Source organism: Pseudarthrobacter sp. C4D7 (genome assembly GCF_013359725.1).
In the GTDB taxonomy this organism is placed as follows: Bacteria; Actinomycetota; Actinomycetes; order Actinomycetales; family Micrococcaceae; genus Arthrobacter.
In genome coordinates this window covers 165,641-185,484 of the sequence record NZ_JABFMW010000001.1, presented here as the reverse complement: position 1 = coordinate 185,484, position 19,844 = coordinate 165,641, and the positions used below count along the sequence as shown (strand labels likewise).

The 19,844-nt window shown below is 68.8% G+C and carries 14 protein-coding genes; 6 read left to right on the top strand and 8 right to left on the bottom strand.

The genetic code is table 11. The annotated features are described in order from the left end of the window. The first annotated feature begins 54 nt into the window (after window positions 1-54). Window positions 55-435 carry a metalloregulator ArsR/SmtB family transcription factor gene (locus HNO81_RS00865; RefSeq protein ID WP_175316273.1) on the top strand — a complete coding sequence of 127 codons (381 nt, stop codon included), beginning with the start codon at window positions 55-57 and terminating at the stop codon, window positions 433-435. Beyond that, window positions 432-2,120, top strand: a complete 1,689-nt coding sequence (locus HNO81_RS00860; RefSeq protein WP_371818134.1) for a SulP family inorganic anion transporter — start codon at window positions 432-434, stop codon at window positions 2,118-2,120. The genes HNO81_RS00865 and HNO81_RS00860 overlap by 4 nt, the downstream gene beginning before the upstream one ends. Here HNO81_RS00860 and HNO81_RS00855 read toward each other — a convergent pair. The 6 genes from HNO81_RS00855 to HNO81_RS00830 all read right to left on the bottom strand — a co-directional run bounded on the left by HNO81_RS00855 (window position 2,110) and on the right by HNO81_RS00830 (window position 10,116). After that, a complete protein-coding gene (locus tag HNO81_RS00855) occupies window positions 2,110-2,334 on the bottom strand; it encodes a DUF3188 domain-containing protein (protein ID WP_175316272.1) in 225 nt (74 codons plus the stop codon). The two genes, HNO81_RS00860 and HNO81_RS00855, sit on opposite strands and share 11 nt — an antisense overlap. A 59-nt stretch (window positions 2,335-2,393) precedes the next feature. Next, window positions 2,394-3,335, bottom strand: coding sequence for a DUF2797 domain-containing protein (locus HNO81_RS00850; RefSeq protein ID WP_175316271.1), 942 nt, complete (start codon window positions 3,333-3,335; stop codon window positions 2,394-2,396). A 25-nt stretch (window positions 3,336-3,360) separates the two neighbouring features. Then, window positions 3,361-4,224, bottom strand: coding sequence for a CoA ester lyase (locus tag HNO81_RS00845; protein WP_175316270.1), 864 nt, complete (start codon window positions 4,222-4,224; stop codon window positions 3,361-3,363). Window positions 4,225-4,337: 113 nt separating this feature from the next. Next, entirely contained in the window at window positions 4,338-7,304 is a 2,967-nt protein-coding gene (locus tag HNO81_RS00840) for a hypothetical protein (protein WP_175316269.1), read from the bottom strand. 111 nt (window positions 7,305-7,415) lie between these two features. Further along, window positions 7,416-8,357, bottom strand: a complete 942-nt coding sequence (locus HNO81_RS00835) for an aldo/keto reductase family oxidoreductase (protein WP_175316268.1) — start codon at window positions 8,355-8,357, stop codon at window positions 7,416-7,418. A gap of 46 nt (window positions 8,358-8,403) precedes the next feature. After that, window positions 8,404-10,116, bottom strand: a complete 1,713-nt coding sequence (locus HNO81_RS00830; RefSeq protein ID WP_175316267.1) for a glycoside hydrolase family 13 protein — start codon at window positions 10,114-10,116, stop codon at window positions 8,404-8,406. A 96-nt stretch (window positions 10,117-10,212) separates the two neighbouring features. Here HNO81_RS00830 and HNO81_RS00825 point away from each other — a divergent pair, with 96 nt between their 5' ends. Next, window positions 10,213-11,424, top strand: a complete 1,212-nt coding sequence (locus HNO81_RS00825) for an ROK family transcriptional regulator (RefSeq protein ID WP_175316266.1) — start codon at window positions 10,213-10,215, stop codon at window positions 11,422-11,424. Here the strand turns inward: HNO81_RS00825 and HNO81_RS00820 are convergent. Both HNO81_RS00820 and HNO81_RS00815 read right to left on the bottom strand, forming a co-directional pair. Further along, window positions 11,411-12,982 (bottom strand): Na+/H+ antiporter, encoded by a 1,572-nt coding sequence (locus HNO81_RS00820; protein ID WP_175316265.1) that lies wholly within the window; start codon window positions 12,980-12,982, stop codon window positions 11,411-11,413. The two genes, HNO81_RS00825 and HNO81_RS00820, sit on opposite strands and share 14 nt — an antisense overlap. 18 nt (window positions 12,983-13,000) lie before the next feature. Beyond that, window positions 13,001-13,657 (bottom strand): SDR family oxidoreductase, encoded by a 657-nt coding sequence (locus tag HNO81_RS00815; RefSeq protein ID WP_175316264.1) that lies wholly within the window; start codon window positions 13,655-13,657, stop codon window positions 13,001-13,003. A 104-nt stretch (window positions 13,658-13,761) separates the two neighbouring features. On the opposite strand from HNO81_RS00815, the gene HNO81_RS00810 reads away from it, so the two are divergent. The 3 genes from HNO81_RS00810 to narJ are packed head-to-tail and all read left to right on the top strand — an operon-like array spanning window position 13,762 to window position 19,843. Next, window positions 13,762-17,472, top strand: coding sequence for a nitrate reductase subunit alpha (locus HNO81_RS00810; protein ID WP_175316263.1), 3,711 nt, complete (start codon window positions 13,762-13,764; stop codon window positions 17,470-17,472). Then, window positions 17,472-19,196, top strand: a complete 1,725-nt coding sequence (gene narH / locus HNO81_RS00805; protein WP_175316262.1) for a nitrate reductase subunit beta — start codon at window positions 17,472-17,474, stop codon at window positions 19,194-19,196. Before HNO81_RS00810 ends, narH begins: the two co-directional genes overlap by 1 nt. After that, window positions 19,193-19,843, top strand: coding sequence for a nitrate reductase molybdenum cofactor assembly chaperone (narJ, locus tag HNO81_RS00800; protein WP_175316261.1), 651 nt, complete (start codon window positions 19,193-19,195; stop codon window positions 19,841-19,843). The genes narH and narJ overlap by 4 nt, the downstream gene beginning before the upstream one ends. Window position 19,844: the final 1 nt, after the last annotated feature.

Sequence of the window (19,844 nt, the reverse complement as noted above, 5' to 3'; positions counted from 1 at the left end):
AATCCGCTGTCCGGGGCTGCCCGGCGGCCATCGCGCACAGGAGCGCCCCCGCTGATGCTGCCTTCCGCCCAAGCACCGCTCTATGAGATCAAAGCGAACCTCTTCAAAGGCCTGGCCCACCCCGCCCGCATCCGGATCCTGGAGCTGCTGGCCGCGGCACCCGGCGAGTCCGCTCCCGTGAGCTATCTCCTCGCAGAGACCGGGCTGGAGGCCTCCCACCTTTCCCAGCATTTGGCCACCCTGCGGAAGCACAGGGTGGTGACCTCCGTACGCAGCGCCAACGCGGTGACGTACCAGCTCGCGCACCCGGGCGTCTCCCAACTGCTGGCCATCGCCCGGACCTTCCTCCTGGACAGCCTGGCCGGCTCCAGGGAGCAGCTCCGCCTGGCACAGCAGCTGCCGGCAGACCACCTGGCCGGCGGACCAGCCTCGTGAGCGCGCATCAGGTCACGGCCACCGGCACACCCGCCACGGGCATCACCCGGTTCCTCCCGTCGCGGAAGGACTATGCGGGTGTAGCCGGCACGTGGCGCACCGACCTGCTGGCCGGTGCCACCGTGGGCATTGTGGCGTTGCCGCTGGCCCTCGCGTTCGGGGTCAGTTCCGGGGTGGGCGCCGAGGCGGGACTCATCACGGCGATCGTGGCCGGGCTGGTGGCGGCTGTCATGGGTGGGTCCCCGGTACAGGTTTCCGGGCCCACGGGCGCCATGGTGGTGGTGCTGGCACCGGTGGTGGCAGTCCACGGCATTGGCAGCGTGGCCCTCTTGTCCCTGATGGCGGGGCTGCTGGTCTGCGCTTTGGGGTTCAGTGGCCTGGGCCGGGCCGTGGCCTTCATCCCCTGGCCCGTGGTGGAAGGGTTCACGCTGGGGATTGCCGCCATCATTTTCCTCCAGCAGGTTCCGCTGGCCACCGGCACGTCCGGCACGCCGGGGCACAACACCCTCCTTGCCGCGGTGGAGGCGGCAGCGGGCGCCGCCGCGCCAACGGTGGTGCTGACGCTCGCGCTGGTGGCCGGAGTCGCCGTCGTGATGGTCCTGGTGCAGAAGTTGTTCCGCGCCCTTCCAGCCAGCCTGCTGGCAGTCCTCCTGGCAACAACCGCGGCCGAAATCCTCCAACTGGACGTTCCACGGATTGGCCCACTGCCGCATTCCCTTCCGGCGCCGGCCCTTCCCGCCCTGGATCCGGCCGCCCTTGGCAGCCTGGCAATGCCCGCCGTCGCTGTCGCCGTCCTCGCCGCCATCGAATCGCTGCTCTCAGCCCGGGTGGCTGCCGGGATGGCCGGCCCGGACGGCAGGCCGACAGGCGCCTACAGCCCCGACCGGGAATTGATGGGACAAGGACTGGCCTCCATCGCTGCCGGCTTGTTTGGCGGCATGCCGGCCACGGGAGCCATTGCGCGGACCGCGGTCAACGTCCGGTCCGGCGCCAGGACCCGCCTGGCCGCAGCGGTGCATGCGGTGGTGCTGCTGGGGATCACCTATCTGGCATCCGGGATGGTCAGCCGCATCCCGCTGGCGGCCCTGGGCGGAGTTCTCATGGTCACGGCCGTCCGGATGGTCTCGCGGCGCACCGTCACAGCCATCCTGCGCTCCACCCGGGCAGATGCCGCGGTCTTCGTCCTCACGGCCGTCATTACCGTGGCCTTCGACCTCATCGTCGCCATCCAGATCGGGCTGGCAGCGGCGGCCCTCTTCGCCCTGCGCACCTTCGCGTCACTCAGCGGCGTGCAGCGCGAGGAGATCCCCGGTCCACCGGCCAAGGGAGACGAACACATCGCACTCTTCCGCCTGGACGGGGCCATGTTCTTCGGCGCCGCGGAACGCATCCTCCAGGAGATCAGCGAGGTCAGGGACGTGCAGGTGGCCATCATCAGGCTGTCCCAGTTGCGGATGCTCGACGCCACCGGCGCGCACGCCCTGGTGGAGGTCATCTCCGCGCTGGAGCTGCGCGGCATCACGGTCCTGCTCAAGGGTGTCCGGCCGGACCATCTCGACCTGGTGACCAATGTGGGCGTGATCCGTTCCCTCCGCCACCACAAGCACCTGTTCGCGGAGCTCCCGGACGCCGTGGAACACGCCCGCAGCCACGTCCTGCGGAACGCAGCGGCAGCTAGCGCCTGAGGTTCCTGCGGATGGCCTGGCCGCGGACCACCAAGCCCACAACATGCAGGACCAGCCCCAGTCCGATCAGGGGCAGGGAAGCCATGGCCAGCGTCTGGTTGCCGCTGGTGTTCCCCACCAGGTTGAGGATGATGCCGACGGCGATCAGTCCCATCGCGCTGAAGACCAGGACTTTGTAGCGGGTGGGCGCGGTGGCCCAGAATTCGTTCAGCACCGTCCAAGTCTACCGAGTCCGCAAGCACCCCGTGCGGACCGGGCGCGGGACCCCGGAGGTCAGAACAATGATTCCTGCACCGCCGGCACCTCCGAGGCGTACTCCCCCAGCACGACCGTCCGGGCCGCCAGCCGGGACAGGTCGACCACGAACCGGGCATCTGTGCCATCCAGGCGGGCCAGGATATTGGCCCCGCTGATGGCCGCAACATCGAAGCCGTGCTGTCCCCTGTCCAACGCGTGCGGATAGGCGTGGCGGGGACTGCGGCCGAAGAGGGCGTCAGCATGTCCCGGCCGAAGCCACTGCTCCTCCACAGTCTGGAAACCGTTGACGGCGGTGCCCGCCAGCAGTGCGCGCACATCACCGGCAGCTCCGGCATTGACAGCGTCCAGCGCCTCGGCCGGGAGCGGCTGGAGCAGGGCCTCCCCCTTCGCGGCCGAACGCACCTGCTGCGTCAGCCCCAACCGGGCCGTCACCAGGTCCTCGAGGATCCGCACCACGCGGCCGTCCTGCGCCCGGGCGACATATCTGGCCGCCGCGGCTCCCTGCTCGGCAAGGCGGTTCCATTTCCGGGGCCCCGAGGCCGTTCCCACCTTGGTGGTGCCTCCCGCAAAAGTGGCGACGTAGAGCCAGTGTTCCTGCATCAGGTAGTCCCGCAGTCCGGGGGTTACCCTGCCGCCGCGATGGAAGTCGTGCATCAGGCGCGATTCGTCCAGGACGAAGCATCGTTCGCATTGCTTGCCCCGCACGGCGGGGGCGGCGGAGTGGCACAGGATGTGGCGGCGCGAGCGTGCTGACTGGACCTGGATGTGGCCAAGGCAGAACCTCCCGGGCTCCACGACGTGGAGGCCGAGCCGGCTCCCCGGCCTGAGGCTGAGCTCCCGGAAGTCCCCTGCCGGTGACTGCAGGCGCAGGACCGGGGCGCCGCCGTCGTCAATGGGGGTGGCCGCCGGCGGACCATCCCAAAAGACCCCGTGGACCAGATAGCGGGTATCGGTCACGGGGTCTCCTGATGTGGTGGTGGCGCTACAGCGCGGGCTGCACCCCGAAGGCTACCGCGAGCTTCATGATCTTCTCGGCGCGGCCCAGGCGGGGCAGGTCGGAGCCGTCACGGATGACGCGGCCGTTGGCTTCGAAGTCGTTCATGAAGTCGGTGGCCCAGGCAACGTCCGACGGCGTGGGGCTGATGACCTCGTTGATCACGGGGGTCTGGTCGATGGCCAGGCAGAGCTTGCCGGTCATGCCCATCATCACCGTGATGCCTGTCTGCTCGCGCAGGATGGGGTGGTTGGTACCGACGGTGGGTCCGTCGATGGGGCCGGGCAGGTTGCCTACGCGGCTGGCGACGACGAGCTTGGCGCGCGGGTACGCCATGGCCTCGGGGGTGGCGGCCATGCCGGTATCGCGGCGGAAGTCACCGGAACCGAAAGCCAGGCGGAAGGCGCCCTGTGCCTTGGCGATGTTGTTGGCTTCCTCGATGCCGACGGCGGATTCCACCAGCGGGATCACGGGGGTCTTGCCGTCCATGCGGTGGTAGCTTTCGGTGACCTGGTCCGCGGACTCGGTCTTGGCCAGCATCACGCCGAGCAGGCCGGGGGTGCCGCGGAGTCCGGCGAGGTCATCGGCCCAGAAGGGGCTGGTGGCGTCGTTGATCCGCACCCAGGCCTCGCCGCCGGCGGTCAGCCAGTCGATGACGTTGGCCCGGGCCTGGTCCTTCTGCGACGGGTCCACCGCGTCTTCGATGTCCAGGATGATCGAGTCTGCCCGGGACACGGCCGACTGGTCGAAGAGCTCGGGCTTCATTGCATTGACCAGCAGCCAGGAACGGGCGATCTCTGCGGGGATGTTGCGTTCGGGCCTAACGGTTTCGGCGGCGATGGTAGACGTCATGGTTTCTACAGTATCCGGCCTGCGCGCGGCACGGCGAAGAAAACGGCCCGCGTGTGAGGATCAATACGAACTAAACGGGTTGTGACCGCCGGCCGCAGCTCCCGGGGACCGGATCAGCCCCGCAGCGCAGCCAGCAACCGCGCAAAAGCCGGGCACTGCGCAGCGGAAGAAGGGCAGGTCGTCTCCGCGTCCATTGCCTGCTGCAGCCGTTCCCGGCTCAGCGGCGACAGCGTCCAGCCCAGCGGCGGGTCGAGGGCCGGGCGGCTGGCCGGGGACACCCGGACCGTGCTGCCGCCGATGCCCGCTGAGAATGATGCTTCCGCAGCCGCGCACAGCTCCGCCGCGGAGGGGCAGACATCCGCGTCGGCGTCGAGCCTTTGAATCCAGCTGGTGGCCTCGGACTGAAGGTTTTTGGCGCTGATGCCCAGCAGCGGGACGGCGAATTCCCCGGCCAGCGCGGGCGGCCGGGCCACCACGTCGGAGCCGGCTGAGTTCTGCAGATACAGGAATACGGGTACGGCAAACGGCTGGCCGTCGGGAAGCCGGCTGTTGTGCAGTGTGAGCGCATCCCGGAACATCGGCCAGAGGTCGCGGATGGTGCCCAGGCCGGAGCCCTCGGAATATCCGCCGTCGATGGCCTGGTAGGCGTGGTCCGGGCCGCACTCCCCGTCGTTCCGGTACGGGATGCGGCCGGCCGGGGAAATGATGGGGAAACGGGCGGACAGCATGGCCGCGGTTGACCAGGACAGGTGCAGCGGGCAGGCGTCGCCGGCAAGGAGGTCGATGGACAGCGGCGCCGGGCCCTCGCGGCAGCTTTCATTCCGGGGCACGGCACCCTGGGCCACGTAGCCGGACTGGGTGCCCGCTGCCCCCGACAGATCCAGCTGGCTGATGAGCAGCCGGCAGCCAATGCCCGCTGCGGTGGAATTCAGGACCAGCGCACCGGTGCGCCCGTTGGCTGGGTCTGCCGGTTCCCACGCCTCGGCCAGCCGGCCGGCTGCGAGTTCCCAGGTCCGCTCCATTGCCCCGGCCCTGTCCTGCCAGGCGGCCCCCGCAGCGGTGGCCGGTCCGGTGCCCACCAGGACATCCGTGCCGCCGGCCACCAGGTCCCCGGCCAGTGCCCCTGCCACGCCGGCCGCGAGCGCTTCCGGGCCCGCCAGCCGGTCCACCACCGCCACCGCGCTTTCGCCAGGTCCGTAAAGCTGGGTGACCACCAGCCCGAGCGAGCCTCCACTGACGCCGCTGGAGAGGATGACGGACTGGGCTCCGCAGGGAATGCCGGCCAGCCTGCCCAGGGCGTCGGCAGTCCAGGACGCGGCGCGGATCCCGCCGCCCTGGGCCGCCACGAAGACCACCGGCCTGACGTTCACGGTGCCTGCGGCAGTGGGGACGGCTACTTGGCAGCCCCCGTTCGCGGCGAGCCACTGGTCCACGTAGGTGGGCACGGCGGGGCGCGTCGTCCGGACCGGGCTGCCCTCCGCCTGGCGGATGGAGTGGATTCTCGGGTCGCCTCCGCCCAGTGACGTGACGGTAATGACCAGCAGGACCAGGCTGACAATGGGATTGGCGCGCAGCCCGAGCTTTTCAAAGGTCCACACGGCCCGCTGCTGCTGCAGCTGGATCACCAGGAAACCCACCACCACTGTCCAGGCAAGGACGCAGACGACGGCGGTGGCCGGCACGCCGAGGAAGCGCGTCGTTTCAGCGGGGCGGGTCAGGAGGAACAGCATGGCCACGGCGGCAAAGACCAGCGTCAGGTAGGACGCGCGGGTAGCTGCCGGTGTTGCGGGGGTGGTGGGGTCAAGAATTCCGGAAAGCACCGTGCCGGTCACGATACGCCAGGTCCGGCCTAGGAAGGCTGACATGGCGGGGAATGCGGCCAGCACCACCAGCCACCCGATGGCAAGGAACAGTGCCGACCATCCGTACGGCCCCTGCCCGCCGTTCGCGGCCCCCAGCAGCACCGGTCCGGTGAAGGTGCGGATGAGCGCCACCCCGGAAACGACCAGGAAAGAGCATGCCAGGACGTCCCCGCAGCGCCAGGCGGTAATGGCCCGGGGCTCATCCCGTGGCCACGGGCGGGGCAGCGTTGACGGATACTTTCCGCCCAGCAGCAGCGTCAGGAGCGCCACGATGGCAGGGACGGCAAGGAAGGGCAGCATCCACGGGGATGGAGGCAACGGAATCCGCCCCATTGCCGCTGCCAGGATGAGCCCGCCAACCAGCAGGGCGGGCCCGTACCACCACCACACCAGCTCCGCCTGCTGCTTCGGCACGCGGGTGACATACAGCGCCCAAGCCAGCTCTGACCGCCGCCGGCCCAGGACGAACAGTCCCGCACTTCCTGCCAGCGCCACCAGGACGGCAAGCCACCAGTGCGGCGCAGCCAGCCCTTCCGGCGCCCACGCACGCTGGGCGTCCGGGAGCTGGTCGCTGACGCCCGGGATGGGGATCAGTGCCATGGCTGCAACGGCCAGGACCGCGACGACGCTCAGGCGCTGCAGGAGGACGGCCTGGCGGGTGCGCCGGAGCCACACCGCCATGAGGCGCCGCAGCATGCGGTAGTAGAAAACCGAGATGAGCAGAAGGGCAAGCAAGGCCCATTTGGCCATGGCAAGCACGGCCAGCACCTGGGCGGCGCCCCCGTCATGAAAATGGGTGGACAGATGGGACAGTGCAACGGACTCCCCCAGCTCGGATCCCAGCACGGCAACCACCAGTCCCCGCAGCCATTTGTATTGGCGCAGCGTCTGCCAGAGAAGGGTGAAGTAGGCAAGGGCGAAGAGTGCGTCCGCCACCGCATAGGCCTGCAGGTACCGGCCGAGTTCAGCGGCCTCCGGCTGCGGAAGCCCTTGCCAGAGGGTCCACGAATCGGCGAGGGCGGCAGCGTCCGGGCTCTGGAGCCCGGACACCGTGCGGCTTGCACCGCTGCCGGAAGGAACTGCGCCCGCCACCAGCCTGTCTGTTTCGGCCATGGTGACCCAGAGCGCCACCATGGCCGAAACAACCGTGGCCGACTTCCACCGGAGCAGCCTGCCCGCGTACCCGGGAAGTGCGGGGGATGCCAAAACAGAGGACATGAAAACCCCATCGACGGGCGCCCCTGCACCACCAGTGATACCGGCGCGTGCTTGAATCGTGCGCCGGGCCGGAGGCCCTGTCAATCCGCTGCTTTGCCAAGCCAGCGGCGGTCAGGGAATGTTGCTGCCCCGCGCGGTGACCCAGAGTTTGTACCAGTCGGCACGGGTCAGGTCCTGCGCCGCCTGCCCGGCGCCTGCGCAGGCCCGGATCCGGTCCGGGTTAGCCGTGCCGATGACCGGGGCGATCCCTGCCGGATGCTTCATCAGCCAGCCCAGGAGGATGGCTTCTCCGGTGGCCCCGTAGGTTTCCGCCAGTTCTGCCACGAGCCCCGCGGTGGCGGCCCCGGCCGGCGTGGGGCTCTCCGGCTCAGCACCGGTGTAAGCGCCCTTGGCCAACGCCCCGTAAGCCTGCAGGGTGATGTTGTGGCGCATGCAGTACTCCAGCGTGCCGTGCGGAAAGCTGTAGTCCAGGTGTTCCGGGTGGTTGACCAGGACCTGGCTTTCCAGCCATGCCCGCTTGAGCAGGCTCATCTCCAGCTGGTTGGCCACCACGGGGGTCTCCAACCGGTCCTGCAGCAGGTCGATCTGCGCCGCGGACATGTTGGACACGCCCAGTTGGCGCATTTTGCCTTCGGCCATGAGCTGCCCGACGGCGGCTGCCACCTCCGCCGGGTCCGCCAGCGGGTCCGGGCGGTGCAGCAGGAGCACGTCCACGTAGTCGGTCCGCAGCCGTTCGAGGCTGCCGTTGACCCGTTCCAGGATGGCCTCCCGGCTAAGGTCATAGTGGGTCTGCAGGCCGCGCTCGTTCAGCCGGATACCGCACTTGGTCTGCAGCCGGATCCGCTCCCGCAGGCCCGGGGTGGCGGCCAGCACCTCCCCGAACACGGCCTCGGACTTGCCGTTCCGGTAAATGTCGGCATGGTCGAACAAGGTGATGCCGGCCTCCAGGGCGGCCTGGACGGCAGCAGCGGCCTGGTCCACATGGTCATCGCCATGCGGCTCGTCAGACCAGCTGCCGCCCAGTCCCATGCATCCGTAGATGACCTCCTGCATCAAGCTCCTGCCTGCATCGGGTGGGCCGGCGTCGGGCCCGGCCCCATCAGCGCAGCCATGCGGTGGTGTTGGCCGGCAGCTTGCCGTCCTCCAGCGGGCCGCTGCTGACCAGGACTTCCCCGGCAGGCAGGTCCACGGAGGTGGCCCCAAAGTTGGTGACCGACTGCCACCCGTTGGCACGCTTGAAGTGCAGGACGTCCGGGTTGGCGTTCCCAACCCATTCGAGGCCTTCATCCGTCAGCAGCTCGCGACGCAGCTTCAGGGCCTTGCGGTACAGCTCCAGGGTTGAACCCTCGGTACCGTCCTGGGCCTCGACGGCGTACTTGCTGAACCAGTCCGGCTGCGGCAGGTGGGAGCCGCCGTCGCCGAATCCGAAGGACGTGCCTTCAACCTTCCACGGCAGCGGGACACGGCAGCCGTCGCGGCCGATCTCCACACCTTTGTTGCGGAAGAAGGATGGATCCTGGCGCTCCGATTCGGGAATCTCGGCCACTTCCTGCAGGCCCAGTTCCTCGCCCTGGTACAGGTATGCGGAGCCGGGGACAGCCAGCATCAGCAAGGTGGCGGCGCGGGCGCGGCGTTCACCGAGTTCAACGTCCAGCTGGTCCTTGGGTCCGCCGGCCAGCAGCCAGTCCTTGCCGTCCTGGCCCTTGGCACCGGCCTTCTCCTTGGCCACCTGCGGCAGGCCGTAGCGGGTGGCATGGCGCACCACATCGTGGTTGGAGAACACCCAGGTGGAGGAGGCGCCGGTGGCCGCTGCCTCGGCGAGGTTGCGGGTGATGATTTCCTTGAACTCGGCGGCGTCAAAGTCTGCCTGGAGCAGGTCGAAGTTGAATGCCTGGCCCAGGCCCTGCGGGCTGGCGTAGCGGGCCCGCCGGGTGGCGTGGACCCAGGCCTCGGCGACGGCGGTCCGCGGCGGGTTGTACTCGTTGAACACTTCGCGCCATTCGGCGTAGATCTCGTGGACTTCGTCCCGGTCCCAGAACGGGTGCGACCCGTCGTCGAATCCGTCCACGCCGGTGTTGGCGGCGCTCAGTTCCAGCTTGGAGAGCAGGGGCTCGGTGAGGTCCTTGGTGAGGGCGTGCGCCACGTCAACGCGGAAGCCGTCCACGCCGCGGTCCGACCAGAATCGCAGGGTCTTGAGGAAGTCGTCACGGATTTCCCGGTTGGACCAGTTCAGGTCCGGCTGCTCCTTGGCGAAGATGTGCATGTACCACTGCCCGGGCGTACCGTCCGGTTCGGTGATGCGCTCCCACGCCGGCCCGCCAAACACGGAATCCCAGTCCGACGGCGGGAACTCGCCGTTGGGGCCTTTGCCGTCACGGAAGATGTAGCGGTCCCGGGCCGGGGAGCCCTTGGGGGACGCCAGCGCCTCCTGGAACCACTTGTGGCGGTTCGAGGAATGGTTGGGGACGATGTCCGCGATCAGCTTGATGCCGGCTTCGTGCAGGGCCTTGGCCATGTCATCGAAGTCGGCCAGGGTCCCCAGCTTGGGGTCGACGTCGCGGTAGTCATCCACGTCGTAGCCGCCGTCGGCGAGCGCGGAGGGGTAGAACGGGCTGAGCCAGACGGCGTCGATCCCCAGCGTCTTCAGGTACGGGACCTTGGCGGTGATGCCCTTCAGGTCGCCGATGCCGTCGCCGTTGGAGTCGGCGAAGCTGCGGGGGTAGATCTGGTACACGGAGGCCTGGCGCCACCAGTTGGGGTCGGCCAGACGGTCAGAGTCGGACAGGGTTGCCAGAGTGGCGGTGGTGGACAAGGACTGACCCTTTTCTTCAGTACGGCTATATTTATATTGAGTCTAAATTTACTTCCTCGAATATTATCTGGTGCTTTGGACAGGAAGGTCAACAGCATGCCTGAACCAGTTCCCGCGACCCCCCAGCTCCTGCGGCGGGTCAGCGCCGGTGCGGTGCTGGAGTTCATGCGCGCCTCGGGGGCAGTCACGGTCACCGACATCATGGCGGCGACCGGCCTGACGCGGGCCACCACCATCGCCGTGTGCGAAGACCTGGCAGGGCGCGGCTGGATCCTGGAGCTGGAAAACCAGCGCGAGTTCGGCGGGTACCGGAAGGGCCGCCCGGCGCGGCGCTTCGAACTCAACGAGCGGGCCGGTGTGGTGCTGGGCATGGACATCGGCTACGCCAAGGTCACCGTGGTCGCGGCTGACCTTCGCGGCAGGACCATCGGCCGGGCCAGCCGCCCCTTCCAGGCCGGGGAGGTGGGATCCCGGGAACGGATCGCCTTCATCGACGACGTGGCCATGGCCGCCCTGCGCTCCGCCGGCGCGGACCCCGGACAGGTGCTGGCCGTCTGCGCCGGCGTGGCTGCGCCCGTGGACAGGCACGGGGACGTGGTGGCCACGCAGGAATTCTGGGGGCTGTTCGACATGGGACTGGGCCCGGCACTGAAGGAAACCCGGGGGTGGACCGTCCTGCTGGAAAATGACGCCAACCTCGCCGCCCTGGGCGACCGGTGGCAGGGGGCAGCCGCGGGCGTTGACGACGTCGTGGTCATCCTGGCCAGCGAGCGGCTGGGCTCCGGCATCGTGGAAGGCGGCCGGCTGGTGCACGGAACGAGGGGCAGCGCCGGCGAGCTCGCCTACCTGAACCTGGTGGAAGGGGTGGGCGATACGCTCGGCATCGCCCACCTGGCACGCACGTGGGCCGCTGACGCGCTGGCTGCCACCGGGCCGACGTCCCTCCGCGAATTCCAACCCAGGCGGGTGGAGGCCGAACAGGTTTTCGCGGCCGCGGCCCGCGGCGACGCCGTGGCGTCGGGGATCCTGGACCGGATTGCTGACCGGATGGCGCGCGTGGTGGGCACTGTGTCCACCATGCTCAACCCGGAACTGGTGGTGATCGGCGGCGGGGTGGCCGATTCCGCCCACGTGCTCCTCGCCCCCATCAGTGCGCGCCTGGCCGGGTACACCGCCACCCCCGCGCGTGTGGCGGTTTCCCCCCTGGGCGATGCGATTGTCACCGTAGGTGCCGTACGCCGCGCCCTGGACTACGTCGAGGAAAATTCCCTTGACCTGGTGCTGGCTGCACCCGCTACTCCGGCATGACCATGGTGCGCAGGTCCAGCTGACGGAGCACCCGGTCCGCCACTTCGGGGTCCATGTCCGGCTCGCTCCGCGCGGCCACGACTTCCTGCCGGGCGGCATCCAGCGCAATGGTCTGGACGGCGATGGCCAGTTCGCGTCCGCGCTGGCGTTTCTCCGCCAGCGGTTCGTTCCGCAGGCTGCCGTCCGTCAGTTCCGCGTGCAGGCGGCGCATCCGGTCCTTGACCAGCGTGACCTTCTCCGGCGGCAGGTCCCTCATCAGGTCGTGCTGCTTCAAGGCGGCGACGGCGGCGGCCTGGGCCCGTGCGGCGAGCAGCCGGACGGCATCGCGTTCCGCCGTGCCGTCTTCGGAGGCCTTGAGGACCCGCATCAGCCACGGCAGGGTCAGGCCGGGCAGCACCAGCGTGGCCAGCAACACCGCACAGGCGATGACCAGGAGGTAGTCACGGCCCGGGAACGGCGTGCCGTCCGCCAGGGTGAGCGGCAGGGCCAGGGCCAACGCCAGGGTGGCCAGGCCGCGCATGCCGCACCACGTGAGGATCAGGACTTCCTTAAGGGACGTGGGCTGCAGGACGTTGCTCCGTTTCCGGGCGCCCAGTGCCAGGACAGCCAGCCAGAGGAACCGGACGGCGAACACCAGGACGCAGACCACCGCTGCCACCCCGATCATGCCGAAGATCTCCGCCCCTTCATCGCGGATGACATGCCGGATTTCCAGCCCCACCAGGCCGAACGCCAGCCCCGTGACCAGCAGCTCCACCACGTCCCAGAAGGCGTTCCGGGTAACGCGCTCGGCGGCATCCTGCGGGCGGGCGTGGCGCTGCATCTCCAGGGCCGTCACCACCACGGCAATGACGCCGGACGCGTGCACCTCCTCGGCGAGGATGTAGGCGGCGAACGGCACCACCAGGGTCACCGCGCTCCGGGCCACCATGGAGGTGACCAGACGGGTGACCAGCGCAATCAGCCAGCCCATGGCGATGCCCACCAGGACGGCAAGTGCCGCGCCCAGCAGGAACTGCGGGACGACGTCGGGCCCCACCTTGGTGCCGCCCACGGCCGCCGCCACCGCCGCCTGGAAGATGACGATGGCCGCGGCGTCGTTGAACAGCCCCTCGCTTTGCAGGACGGTGATGAGCCGGCGGGGCATGTGCACCCGGCCGGCCACGGATTCCACGGCCACGGGATCCGGCGGAGCCACCATGGCGCCGAGGGCGATGGCCGCGGGAACCCCGATGCCGGGAATCATCAGCCACGCCGCACCGGCCACCACCGCCGTGCTCATAACCACCAGGGCCACGGCCAGCATGATCAGCGTGCGCCACCGGACCCGGAACACCGCCCACGAACTGCGCTGGGCGGTGGCGAACAGCAGCGGAGGAAGGAAGATGGGCAGGATCAGGCCGGGTTCAATCTCCAGGTCCGGGAAGCCCGGAATGAAGGTGAGCGCCGCCGCCAGGAGAAGCATGAGGACCGGGTAGGGCAGTCGGAGCCTGTCCCCCAGGCCCACGGCCACCACCGTGGCCAGCAGCAGTCCGACGATGAGTGCCAGCTGGTCCATAAGCCTCGTCCCCGCCGGCTACGCGCGGGGTTCCAGGGCTGCTGACACGGGCAGGGTGCCGTCACAGAATTCGATGGTCCGGCCCGCCGTCTGGGGAAGGTCCAGCACCGCTGCCGCCACGATCGCCGTATTGGCGCGGGAGGTGTCCCGGCTCCCTTCCGGTGACGGGTCAAGGTCGATCAGCCCGCTCCCGGGCTTTTCCGTCAGGGTCCCGGGGCCCAGGATGGTCCATGCCAGGCCGGTGCCGCGCAGGTACTCGTCCGCTGCCGCCTTGGCTTCCGCGTAGGCAAAGAAGCTGTTGTCTTCCGGGACACCGTGGTCCTTGCCGGCACCAAAGTAGGAGACCATGACATACCGGTCCACGCCGGCCTGGGCTGCGGCATCCATGGAACGGATGGCGGCGTCCCGGTCCACGGCATAGGTGCGTTCGGGGCTGCCGCCGCCCGCGCCTGCGGACCAGACCAGGGCGTCATGCCCGGCGAGGGCCTCGGCGATGGCCGCCGTCGTGGAATTCTCCACGTCCAGGACGGACGGCGTGGCGCCGGTGGCAGTGACGTCGCCGGCATGTTCCGGGTTTCTGATGAACGAGGTCACGGAGTGTCCCTCGCCAGTGAGCAGTTCGGACAGGAGGAGGGCCACTTTGCCGTGGCCGCCGATAATGGCGATGCGTGTCATGCACCCATTCTGCCTGCCAGGTACCCGCCCACAGAAGCACCATGGCCCTGAACAGGGACTTTGTGCCCTGTCCCACGTTTCCTGCCCCCACCTAGCTTGGGGGGATGGCTGCCGGACCCCATGCGGGGTTAGATGGACCCGCATCAGAAGCAATGTTGAAGCTGGGCCGTTTTTTCACGAAGTGGGACCAGACGGACGACGGCAGGGCGGTGTTCCGGGAGGGCGGCCGCAAGGGCGACATCTTCTACCGGGACCGCTGGAGCCACGACAAGGTGGTCCGCTCCACGCACGGGGTGAACTGCACCGGCTCCTGTTCCTGGAAGGTGTATGTCAAGGACGGCATCATCACCTGGGAATCGCAGCAGACGGACTACCCGTCGGTGGGGGCCGACAGCCCGGAGTACGAACCTAGAGGCTGCCCCCGTGGGGCGGCCTTTTCCTGGTACACCTACTCCCCCACACGGGTGCGGTTTCCGTACGCCCGCGGCGTCCTGGTGGAGATGTACCGGGAAGCCAAGGCCCGGCTGGGCGACCCCGTCCTCGCCTTCGCGGAGATCGCCGCGGACCCGGAGAAGCGCCGCCGCTACCAGCAGGCCCGCGGCAAGGGCGGACTGGTGCGGGTGTCCTGGCAGGAAGCGATCGAGCTCGCCGCCGCGGCCCACGTGAACACCATCAAGACCTACGGCCCGGACCGGTGCGCCGGCTTTTCGCCCATCCCGGCGATGTCCATGGTGTCCCACGCGGTGGGGACGCGCTTCATCCAGCTCATCGGCGGGGTCATGACATCGTTCTACGACTGGTACGCCGACCTGCCCGTCGCCAGCCCGCAGGTCTTCGGCGACCAAACCGACGTCCCGGAATCCGGCGACTGGTGGGACGCCCGGTACCTCATGATGTGGGGCTCCAACGTGCCCGTGACGCGCACGCCGGATGCGCATTGGATGGCCGAGGTCCGGTACCGCGGCACCAAGGTGGTCACAGTCAGCCCGGACTACGCGGACAACACGAAGTTCGCGGACGAATGGCTGCCGGCGCAGGCAGGAACGGACGCTGCCCTGGCCATGGCCATGGGGCACGTCATGCTCAAGGAATTTTTCGTGGACAGGGAGGTGCCGTTTTTCACCGACTACGTGAAGCGCTTCACGGACCTGCCTTTCCTGGTCAGGTTGGAGAAGACCGACGACGGCGCCCTCACGCCGTCGAAATTCCTCACCGCCCTTGACGTCCCCGGCGAGTCCGGGGCTGAGGATGCGGCGTTCCGCACCGTCCTGTTCGACCGGGCCGCGGGCGGCCCGGCAGTCCCCAACGGGTCGATGGGGTTCCGCTATTCCGGCAGCGGGGAAGGCAAGTGGAACCTGGACCTTGAGGGGATCGATCCCGCGCTGTCCCTCCGGGAGGTCTCCGGGGACAACGCCGAAATCCTGCTGCCCTGCTTCGAGGACGCGGGCGGGGAAGGCAGCATCCTGCGCAGGGGCGTCCCGGTGATGGAGGTGGGCGGCCACCTGGTCACCACCGTGTTCGACCTGATGCTGGCCCAATACGGCGTGGGGAGGGACGGCCTGCCCGGCGAGTGGGCCGCCGGCTACGACGACGCCGCCACCCCGTACACGCCCGCGTGGCAGGAGGAAATCACCAGCGTCCCTGCCCAGGCCTGCATCCGGGTGGCGCGCGAGTTCGCCCGCAACGCCGAGCAGTCCAAAGGCCGCTCCATGATCATCATGGGGGCGGGCATCTGCCAGTGGTTCCACGGCGACACCACCTACCGGGCGGTGCTGGCCTTGGTGATGCTGACCGGCTGCATGGGCCGCAACGGCGGCGGGTGGGCACACTACGTGGGACAGGAAAAGACCCGGCCCGTCACCGGCTGGGTGTCCCTGGCCAATGCCCTGGACTGGTCGCGGCCGCCGCGGACCATGACCGGCACCAGCTACTGGTACATGCACACGGACCAGTGGCGGCAGGACGGGTACTCTGCCGACGCCCTCAAGTCGCCCCTGTCCACCGGCAAGCTGGACGGCATGCACACCGCGGACGCCATCGCCCAGTCCGCCCGGCTGGGCTGGATGCCGTTCTACCCGCAGTTCGACCGCAATCCCCTGGATATCGCGGACGAGGCGGAGGCGGCCGTGGCCGCCGGGACCGCCGCGGACACACCCGCCTACATCGCTGAATCGCTGAAAAACCGCTCCCTCAACCCTGCCATCGAGGACGTGGACGCCCCGGCCAACTGGCCACGGACCCTGGTGCTGTGGCGGTCCAACCTGTTTGGCTCCTCGGCCAAGGGCAACGAGTACTTCCTCCGCAACCTCCTGGGAACCCACAACAACGTCCTGGGCGGGGACAGTGCGGAGGAGCTCAAGCCCCGGGACGTGGCCTGGCATCAGGAGGCGCCGGAAGGAAAGCTGGACCTCCTGGTCTCCGCGGACTTCCGGATGACGTCCACCACGCTGCTGTCCGACGTCGTGTTCCCCGCCGCCACCTGGTACGAGAAACACGACCTGTCGTCCACGGACATGCACCCGTTCGTCCATGCCTTCACCCCCGCGATCGATCCCCCGTGGGAAACCAAGACGGACTTCGACGCCTTCCACCTGCTGGCCCGGGAATTCTCCCGCCAGGCCAAAACCCACCTGGGCGTCCGCCGCGACCTCGTCAGCATCCCGCTGCAGCATGACACCCCCGGCCAGCTCGCCCAGCCCGGCGGCCGGGTCCGCGACTGGCGGGACCCGGACATCCCTGCCGTGCCGGAGCAGAACATGCCTGTCTTTTCGGTGGTGGAGCGGGACTACACGGCCATCGCTGACAAACTCGCCGCCGTCGGACCCCTGGCCGACAAACTCGGCTTCACCGTCAAGAACGTCACCTACAACATGGCCGGACCGCTGGCCCGGCTCAGCCACGCCAACGGGGTGATGCTGGGAGGGGCTGCGGACGGCCGCCCGGCCATGGATACCGATGCGAAGATGGCCGAGGCAATCCTGGCGTTCTCCGGCACCACCAACGGCGCTCTGTCCGTCCAGGGCTTCAAGGACCTAGAGGTCCGCACCGGCAGGAAACTGGCAGACCTGGCAGAGGGTTCCGAGGAAAAGTTCATCACCTTCGCCCAGACCCAGGCAGGTCCGGTCCCGGTGATCACGTCCCCGGAATGGTCCGGCTCCGAGACGGGCGGCCGGCGGTACGCCCCGTTCACCATCAACATCGAACGGCTCAAACCCTTCCACACCCTCACCGGCCGGATGCATTTCTTCCTGGACCACGACTGGATGATCGACATCGGGGAGGCCTTGCCCATTTACCGGCCGCCGCTGGACATGCACCGGCTGTTCGGCGAGCCGCGGCTGGGCTCCGACGGCGCCATGGAGGTGACGGTCAGGTACCTGACGCCGCACTCGAAGTGGTCCATCCACTCCGAGTACCAGGACAACCTGCTGATGCTTTCCCTCTCCCGGGGCGGACCCACCGTCTGGATGAGCCCAGCCGATGCGGACGCGATCAAGGTCCGGGACAACGATTGGGTGGAGTGCACCAACGTCAACGGGGTGCTGGTGGCGCGGGCGGTGGTCAGCCACCGCATGCCGGCCGGCGTGGTGTACGTCCACCACGCCCAGGAACGCACCATCGACGTCCCGAAATCGGAGGCAACCGGGCGGCGCGGCGGCATCCACAATTCCGTGACCCGGCTGCTGGTGAAACCCTCGCACCTGGCCGGCGGCTACGCGCAGCTGGCCTACGCATTCAACTACCTCGGCCCCACCGGAAACCAGCGCGACATGGTGGCCACGGTGCGCCGCCGCTCTCAGGAGGTGCAGTACTGATGCGTGTGATGGCCCAGATGGGCATGGTGATGAACCTGGACAAGTGCATCGGCTGCCACACCTGCTCCGTGACCTGCAAGCAGGCGTGGACCAACCGGGCCGGCACCGAATACGTGTGGTTCAACAACGTGGAAACCCGGCCGGGGCAGGGCTACCCACGCCGCTACGAGGACCAGGACCGCTGGTACGGCGGCTGGACCCTGAACCGGCGCGGCAAGCTGGCACTGAAGGCCGGCGGCAGGGTCAAGAAGCTGTTCGGCATCTTCGCCAGCCCCGTGCAGCCGGAACTCAAGGATTACTACGAGCCGTGGACCTACGACTACAAGACCCTGGTGGACGCGCCCCTGGGTGACGACTTCCCCGTGGCGCGGCCCAAGTCCCTGATCACCGGTGAGGACACCAAGATCACCTGGTCCGCCAACTGGGACGACAACCTGGGCGGCGCGCAGGACCACGGGCACCTTGACCCGATCGTGGAGAAAGTCCGGCGCGAGTCCGAGGACAAGATCAAGTTCGCCTACGAGCAGACGTTCATGTTCTACCTCCCCCGGATCTGCGAGCACTGCCTGAACCCCTCCTGCATGGCGTCCTGCCCTTCGGGCGCGATCTACAAGCGGGTGGAGGACGGGATTGTGTTGGTGGACCAGGACCGATGCCGCGGCTGGCGTCAATGCGTCACGGGCTGCCCGTACAAGAAGATCTACTTCAACCACAAAACCGGCAAGGCCGAGAAATGCACGTTCTGCTACCCCCGGGTGGAGGTTGGGCTGCCCACCGTCTGCTCCGAGACGTGCGTGGGCCGGCTGCGCTACCTGGGGCTGTTCCTGTACGACGCCGATGCCGTCACCGCGGCAGCGTCCGTCACCGACCCGCAGGACCTCTACGACGCCCAGATGGACGTGCTGCTGGACCCCCACGATCCCCGCGTCCAGGCCGACGCCCGGGCACAGGGCATCCCGGAGGACTGGCTGGACGCCGCCCGCCGGTCCCCCGTCTACGCCCTGGCCAAGGTCTACAAGGTAGCGCTGCCGCTGCACCCGGAGTACCGCACCATGCCCATGGTCTGGTACGTCCCGCCGCTCTCCCCCGTGGTGGACCTGCTCCGCGACCAGGGACACGACGGCGAGGATGCCGGCACCCTGTTCGGTGCCATCGACGCCCTGCGGATTCCCGTGGAGTACCTCGCCGAGCTCTTCACCGCCGGCGACACGGAAAGGGTCACGGCCGTGCTGCGGAAGCTCGCGGCCATGCGGTCCTTCATGCGCGGCATCAGCATGGGCGGGGCCCCGGACGAGGCCATCCCGGAGTCCGTTGGCATGGACGGACAAAGCATGTATGACATGTACCGGCTGATGGCCATCGCCAAATACAGCGAGCGCTACGTCATTCCCACGGCGCACCTGGAGCAGGCGCACGATTTGGAGGAGCTGGGCTGTTCGCTGGATTTCGACGGCGGACCGGGCATGCAGGATTCGGCCCCGTTCGGTGAAGCGAGCGGCAGGCCCGTCCCGGTGGCCGTGGACACGTTCAACGCCCTCCGGGACCGGCAAAGCTCGGACACTCTCGCCGAGGGGACCAGCCTGCGCGGAAGGGTGAACCTGCTGAACTGGGACGGCCGCGGCGCCCCGCCGGGGTTGTTCCCGGACCGGCACACCGGTGAAACGGATTCCCCGGACAGGGGCCCGGCACCGGACACCCTGGCCGGCGCCGAGGACAAGTCATGAAGCGGCCTGCCATGAACGGGCCTGCCCAGGAGCGCCGGGACCAGGTGGTGTACCTGGCCGCGGCGTGGTGCCTGTCTTATCCGGACGATGAGCTGGTGGGGCGGGTTCCCCTCCTCCGGGCTGCGCTGTCCGAATTCCCCGGGGCCCTGCCCGGGTTCGCTCCGGTGCTGGACCTGCTCGAAGCCACCCCGCCCATGGAGCTGCAGGCGCAGTACGTCCGCGAATTCGATCTGGGCCGGCGGCACGCCCTGCACCTGAGCTACTGGACGGACGGGGACACCCGCCGCCGCGGTGAGGTGCTGGGCTTCTTCAAGGAGGCCTACCGGCACAGCGGCGTCCTGGTGGACCTGGACGGGGAACTCCCCGACTACCTGCCCATGGTGCTCGAGTTCGCGGCCCGGGTGGATGGGACCGCCGGCCGCGACCTCCTCCAGCGCTACCGGGCCAGCCTGGAGATGCTCCGGTTAGGGCTGCTGCGGGACAACCTGCCGCACGCCCGGATCCTGGCGGCGATCTGTGCCACGCTGCCGGGAAAGTCACCCCAGGACGAGCAGGAAGTGATGCGCATGGCCGGGTACGGTCCACCCACCGAACGCGTGGGGCTGGACCCCTATGATCCGCGGCTGCTGCCCGTCAGGAGGGGCTGAC

Excerpts from the sequence above, each read along its gene's own strand:
- HNO81_RS00865 (WP_175316273.1), top strand. The coding sequence starts at position 55 with ATGCTGCCTTCCGCCCAAGCACCGCTCTATGAGATCAAAGCGAACCTC.
- HNO81_RS00845 (WP_175316270.1), bottom strand. The coding sequence starts at position 4,224 with ATGACGTCTACCATCGCCGCCGAAACCGTTAGGCCCGAACGCAACATC.
- HNO81_RS00840 (WP_175316269.1), bottom strand. The coding sequence starts at position 7,304 with ATGTCCTCTGTTTTGGCATCCCCCGCACTTCCCGGGTACGCGGGCAGG.
- HNO81_RS00835 (WP_175316268.1), bottom strand. The coding sequence starts at position 8,357 with ATGCAGGAGGTCATCTACGGATGCATGGGACTGGGCGGCAGCTGGTCT.
- HNO81_RS00825 (WP_175316266.1), top strand. The coding sequence starts at position 10,213 with ATGCCTGAACCAGTTCCCGCGACCCCCCAGCTCCTGCGGCGGGTCAGC.
- HNO81_RS00820 (WP_175316265.1), bottom strand. The coding sequence starts at position 12,982 with ATGGACCAGCTGGCACTCATCGTCGGACTGCTGCTGGCCACGGTGGTG.
- HNO81_RS00815 (WP_175316264.1), bottom strand. The coding sequence starts at position 13,657 with ATGACACGCATCGCCATTATCGGCGGCCACGGCAAAGTGGCCCTCCTC.
- HNO81_RS00810 (WP_175316263.1), top strand. The coding sequence starts at position 13,762 with ATGGCTGCCGGACCCCATGCGGGGTTAGATGGACCCGCATCAGAAGCA.
- narH (WP_175316262.1), top strand. The coding sequence starts at position 17,472 with ATGCGTGTGATGGCCCAGATGGGCATGGTGATGAACCTGGACAAGTGC.
- narJ (WP_175316261.1), top strand. The coding sequence starts at position 19,193 with ATGAAGCGGCCTGCCATGAACGGGCCTGCCCAGGAGCGCCGGGACCAG.